The organism is Flavobacterium pisciphilum, from assembly GCF_020905345.1.
Classification (GTDB): Bacteria; Bacteroidota; Bacteroidia; order Flavobacteriales; family Flavobacteriaceae; genus Flavobacterium; species Flavobacterium pisciphilum.
The window spans coordinates 4,373,741-4,387,092 of the sequence record NZ_JAJJMO010000001.1; the positions used below are offsets into that span (position 1 = coordinate 4,373,741).

General features: G+C 32.0%; 12 protein-coding genes. All 12 read right to left on the reverse strand.

Translation table 11 applies throughout. The features are described 5' to 3' along the window. Positions 1-5: 5 nt before the first annotated feature. The 12 genes from LNQ49_RS18540 to LNQ49_RS18595 all read right to left on the reverse strand — a co-directional run bounded on the left by LNQ49_RS18540 (position 6) and on the right by LNQ49_RS18595 (position 13,347). A complete protein-coding gene (locus LNQ49_RS18540) occupies positions 6-1,391 on the reverse strand; it encodes a TolC family protein (protein ID WP_229990496.1) in 1,386 nt (461 codons plus the stop codon). Between the two features lie 77 nt (positions 1,392-1,468). Continuing rightward, complete coding sequence (locus LNQ49_RS18545) at positions 1,469-1,876, reverse strand: HYC_CC_PP family protein (RefSeq protein ID WP_229990497.1); 408 nt, start codon at positions 1,874-1,876, stop codon at positions 1,469-1,471. A gap of 558 nt (positions 1,877-2,434) precedes the next feature. Continuing rightward, the gene (locus LNQ49_RS18550) at positions 2,435-3,412 is read right to left on the reverse strand and encodes a T9SS C-terminal target domain-containing protein (RefSeq protein WP_229990498.1); all 978 of its coding nucleotides are present in this window, start codon (positions 3,410-3,412) and stop codon (positions 2,435-2,437) included. 127 nt (positions 3,413-3,539) lie between these two features. Next, positions 3,540-4,496, reverse strand: a complete 957-nt coding sequence (locus tag LNQ49_RS18555; protein WP_229990499.1) for a TolB family protein — start codon at positions 4,494-4,496, stop codon at positions 3,540-3,542. A gap of 12 nt (positions 4,497-4,508) precedes the next feature. Continuing rightward, positions 4,509-4,868 (reverse strand): hypothetical protein, encoded by a 360-nt coding sequence (locus tag LNQ49_RS18560; RefSeq protein ID WP_229990500.1) that lies wholly within the window; start codon positions 4,866-4,868, stop codon positions 4,509-4,511. 408 nt (positions 4,869-5,276) lie between these two features. Continuing rightward, a complete protein-coding gene (locus tag LNQ49_RS18565) occupies positions 5,277-7,073 on the reverse strand; it encodes a hypothetical protein (protein ID WP_229990501.1) in 1,797 nt (598 codons plus the stop codon). A gap of 5 nt (positions 7,074-7,078) precedes the next feature. Next, positions 7,079-8,152 (reverse strand): tail fiber protein, encoded by a 1,074-nt coding sequence (locus tag LNQ49_RS18570; RefSeq protein WP_229990502.1) that lies wholly within the window; start codon positions 8,150-8,152, stop codon positions 7,079-7,081. Between the two features lie 6 nt (positions 8,153-8,158). Beyond that, complete coding sequence (locus tag LNQ49_RS18575) at positions 8,159-9,109, reverse strand: tail fiber protein (RefSeq protein WP_229990503.1); 951 nt, start codon at positions 9,107-9,109, stop codon at positions 8,159-8,161. Positions 9,110-9,114: 5 nt separating this feature from the next. Then, a complete protein-coding gene (locus LNQ49_RS18580; RefSeq protein ID WP_229990504.1) occupies positions 9,115-10,260 on the reverse strand; it encodes a coiled-coil domain-containing protein in 1,146 nt (381 codons plus the stop codon). 14 nt (positions 10,261-10,274) lie between these two features. Beyond that, positions 10,275-11,291, reverse strand: a complete 1,017-nt coding sequence (locus tag LNQ49_RS18585) for a hypothetical protein (RefSeq protein WP_229990505.1) — start codon at positions 11,289-11,291, stop codon at positions 10,275-10,277. 10 nt (positions 11,292-11,301) lie between these two features. Continuing rightward, on the reverse strand, positions 11,302-12,438 hold the full coding sequence (locus tag LNQ49_RS18590) for a tail fiber protein (RefSeq protein WP_229990506.1): 1,137 nt from the start codon (positions 12,436-12,438) through the stop codon (positions 11,302-11,304). A 6-nt stretch (positions 12,439-12,444) separates the two neighbouring features. Beyond that, positions 12,445-13,347 carry a tail fiber protein gene (locus LNQ49_RS18595; protein WP_229990507.1) on the reverse strand — a complete coding sequence of 301 codons (903 nt, stop codon included), beginning with the start codon at positions 13,345-13,347 and terminating at the stop codon, positions 12,445-12,447. Positions 13,348-13,352: the final 5 nt, after the last annotated feature.

The window sequence follows — 13,352 nt, forward strand, 5'->3', positions numbered from 1 at the left end:
AGGCTTTAGTATATGGCGTTTAATAAAATAGACAAGTCTCCTTTGGCAGCAGCTTTAATCCATAAGGCTTGCCAGATGTTGTTTTGAGCTATTTCATAGTCGATTTCGGCTCTGTTAAGCGTGTAGAAAGATTGAGTCAAGTCAACAATAGTTGTTAATCCGTTGTTGTATAATGCAGTATGTTGTTGGTATGCATCTGTAGCTGCTTTTAACTGTGTTTTGGTTTCTTCAAAATTTTCAAATGCATTTTTTAATTTGTCATCTGCCAGTTTTTGTTGCGCCACAAGTTCTTGATTCATATAGTCATACTCATTCTGCAAAGATTGCGTAATGAATTTCTGCCCTTTCTTTTTAGAGGTTTGACGGTATATATTCATCAAATTCCAACTAATACCAATTCCAACGATATAATTGCTGCGATCTATGCCAACACCATCGGAGTAGGATTTAGAAAAAGCAGTATTATCTTGTACATAATTCCAATCAAAACCTGAACCACGACCTTGTATTACACCAAATGATGAAATAGTTGGTAATCCGAGAGCTGACTGTAATTTTTCTTGTTGCACGCTTTTTTGAACCGTACTGTTTTGCCATTCCAAAATTGGATGGTTGCTAGTTTCTAGTGAGGATTCTAAAAGTAGGGCAGGAGTTTTGTTGGTAAATAGGCTATCTAATTTATATTTTTGATATTCTTCTCCCATCATAACAGCTAGGGCCTTGGAGTAATCAAGTTCTAAATCATAGGCTTTTAATACTGCTGATTTAGCATTCGCAACTTCGGCTTTCGCCAAAGAAAAATCAACTTCAGGAATCAAACCACTATTTGAACGACTTTCGGTTGTTGTAGCAACAACTTCGGCACGTTCTAGGTTTTTATCCTGCACATATTTAATGCGCTGTGCAGCCAGAAGATTTAAGTAAGCAGCGCCTACTTTTACCTGATGTTGAAATTTGAGTTGCTCTAAGTCTTTTTGAGCAACTGCTTCATCTGCTTTAGCAATAGCAACCTGATTTTTTATTTTACCAAAAGTAAAGAGGTTCCAATTGATGTTTGCCAAATAAAGTGACCCAAAAGCGGCATTCCAGTTTTGTTCTTGCAAAGGCATAGAAGTCGATGCAACACCCAAACCTCCATAGCCATACATAGGTCCGTTTTGTGCATTGATAGTTCCATAGCTTTGTTGTGCCATCAAAGTGAAATCGGGCAAATACTGGCTTTTTTGGTATATTACATTTTCTTTAGAAGCAAGAACCATTGCTTCTTTGGCTTTTATTTTTTCAAAATTCTGAACAGAACGTTCAAGAGCATTTGGTAATGTTACGGTCTGCGCTAAAAGATTTCCTGAGGCAAAACCGATGAATACCAATGCAAAGAATTGCATTTTCATACATTTATATTTAAAATTAAACAATAGAGATTCCATGCTATTCTTTTGAAATAGCACAGTTTATCAATTGAATAAAATCAAATACGGTATACGCAATAGTAAATATAGAGTAGGGTATTCCTAATAGGAATTGTTGTAAAGTCGTATGAAAATCCAGAAGTTTTAACTTGCGGGAATTCATAACCAAAAACAACTTTGAAAAAATGAAAAGGTATGGCAACCCCAAAGTATTTTAGAGTAGGATTGTCTGAAGCTGCTTTTTGAGCCTTTTCTGTTATTTTTAATAACTTGGTTTCATGTTTGCAGCAATCTTGAAGTATTTTTCCATCCTTACGAGCACATTTAGAGCAAGGTTGCCCTTCTTTATTTTGTGCAAAAAAGTAGGTTTCCTGTTTAATTCCTTTACAGATATGAGTATTCTTGGTAAAGCCACTAGACAATACCAAGTAAAAGAAGGATAATAATAGAATAAATACTTTTTTCATATCAGAAAGCAAAGGTTGCTATCTTCTTGGAAATCGGTGTTGCATAATTTTGGAAGATATTTGTAAGATTTACAATTTTCTTTTAATCTATGGGGGAGGGATTAACCGCAAAGCACGCAGTCCCGATGGTTATCGGGATACGCGAAGGTTATTTTAACTTGAGACTGTTCACTGTGACTGAAAATTTTTTGGCACGCAGATTTGGGAGATTTAGCAAATAGTATATAGTGAAGAAATCTTTTTGATTCTTTTAATTTGTAGGGGAGGGATTAACCGCAAAGCACGCAGTCCCGATGGCTATCGGGATACGCAAGGGTTATTTTAACTTGAGACGTTCACTGCGACTGAAAACTTTTTAGCACGCAGATTTGGGAGATTTAGCAAATAGTATATAGTGAAGAAATCCTTTTGTTTTATGGGGGAGGGATTAACCGCAAAAAGCGCAGTCCCGATGGCTATCGGGATACGCCAAGGTTATTTTAACTTGAGACTGTTCACTGCAACTGAAAACTTTTTCAGCGTACAGATTTGGGAGATTAACCGCAAAGCTTTATGATTTTATTTTTTAGAGTATTGTGCTAAATAGGTACTTAAAAAAGGGCTTAAATCAATTTGATGGATTTGTTGAGGTACATTAAGAACAGGCTTTCTAATTAAAGATTCGTTGGTTAAATAATAATGCAAACCGTCTTCGGTTGCAATACCTTCAACTTGATGAAATGGTAAAGCAATTTTGATTCTACGTTTGTTGCCTGCTAGAAAATCATTGTTTTTGTAGTCATATAAGAGGAATAAAAAAGGCTTACCAATTTTAGAATACCCACAAAGAACAATGAGCTTTTGTGTTGGTAAATAAGTTACGCCAGTTATTAATCCTTTTACATCAATGGTTTCTTTTAATTGAGCAACGTGATTTCCTGATTTGTTGGGTAAAGTATAGATACTTGTTTTATTGTGTTTCCATTGTTTGGTAAACAAATATATGCTGTCATTTCTAACGATGAATGCTTCACAATCAAAGTTGGTTTTGTTTGGCTTTTCTGGTGTAAAACGGGTTTGATTAGCATAAGAAAATGAAATAGTATCAATGACAGGGTTTCCTGTTAGAAATGATTTTTTATCGATTTTTAGAATATGTAAATCAGTTCTGTTTCCAATATAATTATTTCCAAAATCGCCTAGGTATATATGTGTGCTATCTTGTGCTATTTCTTCCCAGTCGGTATTGATTGCTTTTTCAAGTATGATTTTCTTTTTAATTTCTCCCTGAGGATTCAGTCCGTAAATGGTTTTATCATGGTCGTCATTATGTGTCCATAATAACGAATTGAAAGCTATTATTCCTGAGGTTTCCTTGATTGAATCACTTAGTTTATTAGAATACTCTGGTTTTATTTTTGTAGACTTGTATAAACAACTTCCATCGTTCTCTGTGGCTCTTGAATTGTAGTTTTTAGACAACGGGTCAGTGCAGCCTAAGATTTGTCCGTAGGTTGCAGTAATCGATAAAAAGAAAAGCAAAAGAGCTTTTTTCATTGGAATGAATTGTAGTTTGTCAAAAGTAAGGGAATATTTTTTGATTGTGGGGGTTCTGAATTATAAAGCAAAAAACTCGCAAATGCGAGTTTTTTGCTTTTTTGACACAGTTGTTTAAGGATGCGAACTATTTATTCGTAACAGACTTCGCGTCATCTGGGTAGGGGATTCTAAATCTATCTAAAATATTTCCTTTATAATCTATTATTGTTATTGTTTGATAAATAGATATTAATATTTTGTCTTCGTATTTAAAAAATGAAGTATAATCTATTCTATTTTCAGGTTCACAGGTGTATATTTTTTCTAATTTGTCATTTTTTCCATTCCATAAATAAAGTTGATTATAAGTTGATAATAAATATTTCTGAGTAACTTGTGAATAACTTAATGAGCTATCATAAAATTGGTCTACATGATCAGAATCAATATTTCTATTTTTTAGCACTAATTCTTTTTTTTTCAAAGTTTTTATGTAATATTCATAAATACCTTTATCAGAATTAATTACAAACTTATTTTTATCAATAAAATCATAACTTTTTATGTTGTAATAATTACTATCAGTATGTTTTTGGATTTGCTTAGTTTTTAAATTATAAGAATACAAATCCATTCCGTTAGGACGTTGTCTAACAATAGGAGAATGATTGGAATACTCTGCAGCTTTTACAAAAAAAATCACATCTTGATTATATTTTGAAAATTTTGGAGCAAATAATAAACTTGTTTTATAAACTTCTTTAGGATTTGAACCATCAGTATTTGCAACATAAACAGAAATAACAGGATTATTTATTTGCCAAGCTCGATATATTATTTTCTGTTCGTCTTCAGAAAAACTAGGTTCAGATAAATACCAACCATTCTTTTTTATTAATAATGTAGATATACTATCTCCAATTTTGAAACTATAAATAGATGATGATTTTTCTTTTTCGTAAGTATATAAAATTTGTTTCCCATTAGGAGACAAATAAATTTCATTTGTCAAAATACCTTCAAATGGCTTTTCTGGATAGAAAACATAAGTTAATATTACTAAAATGATTCCTCCAAATATATAATAAATTGTATTTTTCATGGTTTTGATTTATTAAAAGTTATTGGGTTTGAGTGAATTAAAGAAATGATTTGTAGAGTATCCAAATTCCTTTACAAAAGAATTCAATTCTTCATATCTCGATTGTGTACCTTTTGCAATAGTTTTTCCTATGACTATTGGTCCGAAAGCAAGACTCACAGCCCATGCTCTACCTGCAGTCTGCAAAGATATTGGACGATTAGTGACATCGTCTTTTGCTCCAAGAAAATACTTAAAGTAGGTACTTTGGGCTGTGTAATATAATTGTCTATCGTAATCTAAAACATTCAAATCAAACAAAGCTCCATGAATCCCATCTGCCCCTTTAAACACATAACCCTTGTCATGGTAGTATGCTCCTCTATCAATCACGTCAACCGGTCTGTCGTTTTTATAAAATGTAGAAATAGATGTGGGGCCTATAAACTCTGTACCAACCCACCCATCGCAATCTCCTGTACATGGTAATTTTCCATTACTATATTGATCATTTTGATTAACACCATTTGCTTTATTATTAATTATTTCAGGTTAAAATAAAAAGAATCAAATTTTTAATAATTACTTTAAACTAATTCTTTTTATTCATTTTAGTTTTTTAAATATAAAATTCTTTTAATTCTTTGTCAATAACTATAATCTGTTTTCTGTACTTTTTGAACAGCTTACTATTAAGACCAATAATGTAAAAAATAGAAAAGTTTTTAATTGAGAGGAATTGCAGTTTATCAAAAATAAGGGGAATATTAATTCATTTTTATAAAATTAATTCTTGGCCTTTTAGTTTGAACTCATTTCGATTTTTTCCAGTCTTTTTTCTATAGCTAATAATTTTTCATTTTGCTTTTCAAGTATTAATATTTTTTTACTTTGTTCGATACTATAAAGAGTTAATTCTTCAATCTTCTTCAACAAACTCATATTCATTTCGGCAAGCATAAGTCCATTTTTTTCAATTTCTTTAGCTGATGGAATTTCAGGTAAGTGACTATTTTGTTTAATGAATTCTTCTACTTCTTTTAATGATTTTAGTTTGTAATCATTTGCAAATACATAATCAGGTGCTGGAAAATTTAAGTCTATTCGAACTTCTTGCGCATGTATTTTTCCTTTTACAGTGAGCTTCTCGTCTGGATTTGAGGTTCCGATACCTATATTAGCATTAGATCCTTTAATAGTTAAGGCATCTGTATAGAAATCTTCAATTTCGGCTTTGCTTGCAGTTGTTTTTACTTTAAAGACCAAATTTCCAAAATTACTATCTACAGCATTTAAAACAATTTTAGCACTCTGAATATTCCCTGTACTGGAAGTTTTTGTCAATGCCATTTTAGTGTCAAATTGGGCTCCTTCTCCAGTACCGCCATTAATATTAAATTTTTCGATTGGGCTGTTAGTACCAATACCTATATTAGCATTAGATCCTTTAATAGTTAAGGCGTCTGTATAGAAATCTTCAATTTCGGCTTTGCTTGCAGTTGTTTTTACTTTAAAGACCAAATTTCCAAAATTACTATCCACAGCATTTAAAACAATTTTAGCACTCTGAATATTCCCTGTACTGGAAGTTTTTGTCAATGCCATTTTAGTATCAAATTGGGCTCCTTCTCCAGTACCGCCATTAATATTAAATTTTTCGATTGGACTGTTAGTACCAATACCTACATTAGCATCAGATCCTTTAATAGTTAAGGCATCTGTATAGAAATCTTCAATTTCGGCTTTGCTTGCAGTTGTTTTAACTTTAAACACTAAATTTCCAAAATTACTATCCACAGCATTTAAAACAATTTTAGCACTCTGAATATTCCCCGTACTGGAAGTTTTTGTCAATGCCATTTTAGTGTCAAATTGGGCTCCTTCTCCAGTACCGCCATTAACATTTAATATTTCGATAGGATTTGTTGTGCCAATACCTACTTTACCTTTATTTATAGTTAAATAAGTATCTGCTGAATTTCCCCATGACTGGATATTATCATTTGGATCTCTTTCCCACCAAGTCCTAGTATCAACATGTGGATTCATAAACGAGACATCAACAGAGATCCCATCATGTAATCTTGCAGTCAACCAATCATTAGATGTAGCATCTCTTAAAAGCCATTTTCTATTTATCACTTTATTATTAGATCCAGTATTACCACCAATTTCATTAATTAGTTGAAATGAATTAGGAGTCGTTTTTAATAGTGTAGATTCATAGCTTTTGATTGTACCATAAACATCAAGTTTTGTTGTAGGCTCCGTTGTTCCAATTCCTATATTACCATTTGCTAAAAATGTCATATACTGTGAATCCCAGTCTTTACCGATATAAGCATTTTTTAAAGAAGAAATTCCATTTGCAACTCCTCCAAAAGCACCAAATCCTATAAAATTTTGTGTGCCATCTTCATTAGTAATACGAAAACCTCTTGCCCAACCTGCGGTTACTCCAGGAAAATTAGCTTTTATTTGAACTCCACTAGCTGGAACATCTGTTCCAATTGATACATTGTTAAAAGTTGTATTTTGAGCTTTTATAGATAAACTTATGCTCATAATGATGAAAGATGATAGTAAATTGATTTTCATGTTTTTTATTTTTTTAATTGATTTTCTATTTTAGAAAGTCTTTCTGATAAAGATTTAAAAGCATTATTTTCTTTTTCTAATCTTTCAATTTTTTCAGATTGAATGGCGTTTTTCTTTTCCTGCTCAATTAGATATAATGTCATTTCTTCCATTTTTTTCAACAAACTCATATTCATTTCGGCAAGCATAAGTCCATTTTTTTCGATTTCTTTAGCTGAAGGAATTTCGGGTAAATGACTGTTTTGTTTAATGAATTCTTCTACTTCCTGTAGTGATTTTAGTTTGTAGTCATTTGCAAATACGTAGTCAGGTACAGTCATAGGGCTCTGAAGATCTATTCGAACTTCTTGCGCATGTATTTTACCATTAACAGTAAGTTTTTCGTCTGGATTTTGTGTTCCTATTCCCACCTTTCCTTGAAAAAATGCTAATGAAGTATAATCTACTCCGTTATAACGTTGTACAAATTCTTGATTGATACCGCTATTGTTCCAAATGGTTTGTAGTGTTAAATCATATCCGGAATTACCAGTTGACCATTTTTGTGAATTATGTCTTCCTTGTGCAATTACTGGTGAATAAACATCTAGTATAGCTGATGGTACTATGGTTCCAATTCCTAAGTAACCATTTTGAGCTATTCTAATAAATGCATTATTTGTAGCATGACCAGGAACATTAATTTCAGTAAAATCTCCTATTTGTGTATTCCAACCAGTTTGAATAATAGATTTATTGTTCCAAGATGTATTTCCTACAGATAACTTAATACCATGGTTGTTTCCTATTGATAAAGAAGATGTTATTTGTGAAGTTCCAATTCCGACAGAAGAATCACTACCTCTCATATAAAGAATGTTATCTTTATACCCATTTCCAGTATGTGCACCAAATGTTATAAAACCTGTTGTACCATCAAAACCCATATTCATTTGGGCTACATTTCCACTATTAATGAGTGTATTATGAACTCCGTCGTTGGTAATTGAGAAGGATCCTGTAGATAATGGTAAAGAACTATTTTGGGCGATGCAGAATGAAGTAGCAAAAATTGTGATGAGAATATACGATGTTTTCATATTTTTTTAAATCTTCTTAATTTTATTTATTTTGTGTTTTAAATCTTTATTTTCTTGTTTTAATGTTTCAATTTCTTTTTTGAAACCAATCATATAAAGCGTCATCTCTTCAATTTTTTGCAATAATTTAATATTCATCTCAGATAGGTTAATGCCATTTTCTTTCATCTCTTTAGCAGAAGCTATTTCTGGTAAATGATTGTTTTTCTTAATGAACATTTCTACAGAATCTAGTGATGGTAAATCGTAATCCTCTTTAAAAACAAAATCAGCACCAGCATTAACTGTGACTTTTACTTCTTGCGCATGAATATTTCCAGCTACTGTAAGTTTTGAATCTGGATTCTTAGTACCAATACCGACATTGCCATCTTCTTTATATGTCATTACATATGAGTTATTTGAACCATTGTATAAATAGATGTTGTTTCCAGTTGTAGTTGCTCCACTATGAACGGTATCGTATCCGAAGTGCCAATTTCCATTATATCCATTTCTACCTATAGTTCTGAATTTTATTCCTCCCCAAATCCCATCAGGAGAGTCTATATTAATTCCTTCTTCCCAAGCACCACTTGTAGCTGTAATTATTGTATTTCCATTAACGCTTAGTTTTACATTTGGAGCTGTTGTGTTAATACCAATATTACCATTTGCTAAAAATGTCATATATTGTGAATCCCAGTCTTTACCGATATAGGCATTTTTTAAAGAAGAAATTCCATTTGCAACTCCTCCAAAAGCACCAAGTCCTATAAAATTTTGTGTGCCATCTTCATTAGTAATATGAAAACTTCTTGCCCAACCTGCAGTTACTCCAGGAAAGTTAGCTTTTATTTGAACTCCATTAGCTGGAACATCTGTTCCAATTGATACATTGTTAAAAGTTGTATTTTGAGCTTTTATAGATAAACTTATGCTCATAATGATGATAGATGATAGTAAATTGATTTTCATGTTTTTTATTTTTTTAATTGATTTTCTATTTTAGAAAGTCTTTCTGATAAAGATTTAAATCCTTCGTTTTCTTTTTTTAATGTTTCGATTTCCTTATTTGCTTTATCAATTTCTTTAGATTGTTCAATATTTTTCTTTTCTTGCTCAATAGTGTAAAGTGTTAATTCTTCAATTTTTTGCAATAATTTAATATTCATCTCAGATAGGTTAATACCATTTTCTTTCATCTCTTTAGCAGAAGCTATTTCTGGTAAATGATTGTTTTCTTTGATAAAAGTTTCAACAGAAGTTAGTGAAGGTAAATTATAATTATTTTCAAAAACAAAATCGGCACCAGCACTAACTGTTACTCTTACTTCGCGAGAATTAATATCTCCTGCAACAGTTAGTTTTGCAGTTGGATTTGTTGTTCCGATGCCTACGTTACCTTTGTTTATAGTTAAATAAGTTTCTGCTGCATTCCCCCATGACTGGATATTATCATTTGGGTCCCTTTCCCACCAAGTTTTAGTATCAACATGTGGATTCATATACGAGGCATCAACAGAGATCCCATCATGTAATCTTGCAGTCCACCAATTATCAGATGTAGCATCTCTTAAAAGCCATTTTTTATTCATCATTTTATTACTAGATCCAGTGCTACCACCAATTTCATTAATTAGTTGGAATGAATTAGGAGTCGTTTTTAATGGGGTAGATTCATAGCTTTTGATTGTACCATAAACATCAAGTTTTGTTGTAGGATCCGTTGTTCCAATTCCAATATTTCCTTCACCATTGATATGCAAACGAACTTGTGGATTATTTTCAGAGGATGGACTTGTTAGAAATTGTATATGAGTGTCATAGTCACCACCTCTATAACTACGAATAGCGGATGAACCTGCACTTGAAAAGACCCAGCTTATATCTTGTGCGGAATTTAAATTAGCAGGGGAATTGGGACCGAAAATAGTAATTGCTTTTAAAGGAGTTGGATAACCATCTGGACCAGCCTGAATAGTTAGTTTAGCAGTAGGATTGTTTGTACCAATACCAACATTGTTATTTGGAGATATTTTTGTTCCTTCACTTGGGATGTAAATTTGAGCTTGTGATGAAATTATAGGCATTATTATAATTAAGGCGCTTAAAGTAATTTTTTTCATGATAGATAAATAAGTTATTTTAATTGCTTTTCAATTTTAGAAAGTCTTTCAGACAAAGACTTAAAAGCTTGGATTTCTACTTTTAATGATTTAATTTCTTTAGATTGCTCAATTGAATAGAGAGTAAGTTCTTCAATCTTCTGTAATAGTTTAATATTCATTTCTGATAGATTAATACCATTTTCTTGCATTTCTTTCGCAGAAGCTATTTCTGGTAGATGTTTGTTTTCCTTGATGAAAATTTCTACTGAATTCAATGATGGCAAATCGTAATTATTATCGAAGACAAAATCGGCACCAGCATCAACAGTTACTCTTACTTCGCGAGAATTAATGTCTCCCGCTACAGTTAGTTTAGCAGTTGGGTTAGTTGTACCAATTCCTACGTTACCTCCGTTAAAGTATGAGTTACCTATAGAGGATAGCAAGTTTTTGTATTCACCATTATACATCATTGCGATTTGATTTTCGCTCCAATAGCTTTGGTCATAAGGATATGTAAAACCTAATAATTTAAATGCGCCATTGCTACTTTCCGAGGTTGGCCTAATTGTTAGCTTTGCAATAGTGTTTGTTGTTCCAATTCCAATATTGCCTTCAGGACTAATATTAATAACTTCATTGGCAGTCCCTGAAGCTGATACAATATTAAATGACATTGCATTGTCTAACAAGCGAATGAATGAGCCTCCTCTAGCCGGATTTAATAATGAAATTTTTCCTAGGTTATTTTTGTTATTATGCACATTATTTCCAATACCGACACCTGTCCATGTTAATTGAGGTTCAGAAGCCCATAAAATTAAATCTGCTTGTCTTAGGTCATCATTTCCACCAACTGAATGTAATAAAAACCTACTATTATCGTGATACCCTTCAATAGTAAATTTTTCAGTAGGTGAGTTTGTACCAATTCCTATGTTGCTATTTAATGAATTTCCTAGTATTGTACCTGTTGGTGTATATAATTGCGCTTGCAAAGAAATTATTGAAGTAATCATAATTAAAGCGCTTAATGTAATTTTTTTCATGATATTATAATTATTCTAATTGGTTTTCAAGTTTAGAAAGCCTTTCAGATAAAGATTTAAAAGCTTGATTTTCTATTTCTAATCTTTCATTTTGCTTTTCAATAATTAGAATTTTTTTAGATTGTTCAATTGAATAAAGCGTCAATTCCTCAATTTTTTTCAATAAACTCATATTCATTTCAGCAAGCATAAACCCGTTTTTTTCGATTTCTTTAGCCGATGGAATTTCGGGTAAATGACTATTTTCTTTAATGAATTCTTCTACTTCTTGTAGTGATTTTAGTTTGTAATCATTTGCAAATACGTAGTCAGGTACAGTCATAGGGCTCTGGAGATCAATTCGAACTTCTTGAGCGTGAATTTTACCATTAACAGTAAGTTTTTCATCTGGATTAGTTGTACCAATGCCTACGTTACCATTTGAATCAATTCTCATGCGTTCTCTTCCTCCCGTACCCATTACAATATTTGCATACATATCAGATTGCGTAGAATAACCAGATAAATCTATATATGATTTCACATTATTTGTTCCTCCTCCAGCGGATAACCTTAAGAAACCATCATCAGCAAGAGGATTAGCTGCGTTATAGCCTCTAATTTCACCGTTTGAGAGTGTGCCTGATGAAATTATTGGTCTAGTTGAGGCATTAGTTAATCCACTATTAATAGTTAATGATCCTAATAATGTCAGCTTGCTAACTGGATTTGGAATGCCAATACCTAGGTTTCCGTTTAGAATATAACTATTTCCGTTTCCATTTATTTTTAAATTACCAGATGTTTCAATATCATTTTTTGAATCTAATAAATAACGCCAATCTTGCCAGTTAGGCTGACCATAAAAAGAACTTCTATATTGAACTCTACCATTATCCCAGTTACCGCTAAAATATAATTGAGAAACCAAGTGACCCACTCTACCATTTATTTCTAATAGTGATCCATATTGAGAAGGAGCTACTGTACTATTATAATTATCCCATAATTTTATTGACATAGGAGGGATTCCAACTCTTGGAAGACTTTCGAAGTTTTTTTGCTCCATCGCCCAAAATAAACTTTTTGAATCTAAATTGCCATCAAAACTTTGACAGTATGTTGTTGTAATATAATTTACTATAATTAAAAGTAGTATTTTTTTCATATTCCTTTATTTGTTTTCAATTGTATTAATTCTTTTCTCTAATTTTAGTTGATTCTTTTTCATTTCCTCATTCTCCTTTTTCATTTCAATCATATAAAGCGTCAATTCCTCAATTTTCTTCAATAAACTCATATTCATTTCGGCAAGCATAAGCCCATTTTTTTCGATTTCTTTAGCTGATGGGATTTCAGGTAAGTGACTATTTTGTTTAATGAATTCTTCTACTTCTTGTAGTGATTTTAGTTTGTAATCATTTGCAAATACGTAGTCTGGTACAGTCATAGGGCTCTGGAGATCAATTCGAACTTCTTGAGCGTGAATTTTGCCGTTTACCGTTAGTTTTTCGTCTGGGTTTGTTATGCCGATTCCGATATTACCCTCAGGGGTAACTACAAGAGAATATTTGTTGTTAATTCTATTATATAATTCAAAATTTGGTCCCGAGAATATTCCTGTTCCTAGTTCCCAACGATATTGCCCGCCACTTACATATTGAATTGATGCATTATATCCAACATCAGATGATTCTAAACGTAAATGTGCTGTTTGATTTTTAATGTGTAAATTTACCAAAGGGGTTTCAGTTCCGATACCTATATTTCCATTAGGTAAAAAGGACATGTATTGGTTTTTCCAGTCGGTTCCAATAAAACCACTAGTAAAACTAGATATACCATTTACTGAATTTCCATTAGCGCCGATTGAAAATAAATGCTGTAAGCCAGTTTCATTAGAAATAAAAAAACCTCTGTTCCAACTTCCTGTAAGCCCAGGAAAGTTTGTTTTAATATTTACTCCCCAATCAGGGGCATTTAATCCTATAGTGACATTATCGAATGTTGCGTTTTGTGCATTTGTAAGTAGTAAATTACCTAATACAAGTAGTCCTATAAATATTCTTTTTTTCATTTTAT

What these genes read in the sequence shown, in the direction of transcription:
- LNQ49_RS18540 (WP_229990496.1), bottom strand. Translation starts at nt 1,391, where the DNA reads ATGAAAATGCAATTCTTTGCATTGGTATTCATCGGTTTTGCCTCAGGA.
- LNQ49_RS18545 (WP_229990497.1), bottom strand. Translation starts at nt 1,876, where the DNA reads ATGAAAAAAGTATTTATTCTATTATTATCCTTCTTTTACTTGGTATTG.
- LNQ49_RS18550 (WP_229990498.1), bottom strand. Translation starts at nt 3,412, where the DNA reads ATGAAAAAAGCTCTTTTGCTTTTCTTTTTATCGATTACTGCAACCTAC.
- LNQ49_RS18555 (WP_229990499.1), bottom strand. Translation starts at nt 4,496, where the DNA reads ATGAAAAATACAATTTATTATATATTTGGAGGAATCATTTTAGTAATA.
- LNQ49_RS18565 (WP_229990501.1), bottom strand. Translation starts at nt 7,073, where the DNA reads ATGAAAATCAATTTACTATCATCTTTCATCATTATGAGCATAAGTTTA.
- LNQ49_RS18570 (WP_229990502.1), bottom strand. Translation starts at nt 8,152, where the DNA reads ATGAAAACATCGTATATTCTCATCACAATTTTTGCTACTTCATTCTGC.
- LNQ49_RS18575 (WP_229990503.1), bottom strand. Translation starts at nt 9,109, where the DNA reads ATGAAAATCAATTTACTATCATCTATCATCATTATGAGCATAAGTTTA.
- LNQ49_RS18580 (WP_229990504.1), bottom strand. Translation starts at nt 10,260, where the DNA reads ATGAAAAAAATTACTTTAAGCGCCTTAATTATAATAATGCCTATAATT.
- LNQ49_RS18585 (WP_229990505.1), bottom strand. Translation starts at nt 11,291, where the DNA reads ATGAAAAAAATTACATTAAGCGCTTTAATTATGATTACTTCAATAATT.
- LNQ49_RS18590 (WP_229990506.1), bottom strand. Translation starts at nt 12,438, where the DNA reads ATGAAAAAAATACTACTTTTAATTATAGTAAATTATATTACAACAACA.
- LNQ49_RS18595 (WP_229990507.1), bottom strand. Translation starts at nt 13,347, where the DNA reads ATGAAAAAAAGAATATTTATAGGACTACTTGTATTAGGTAATTTACTA.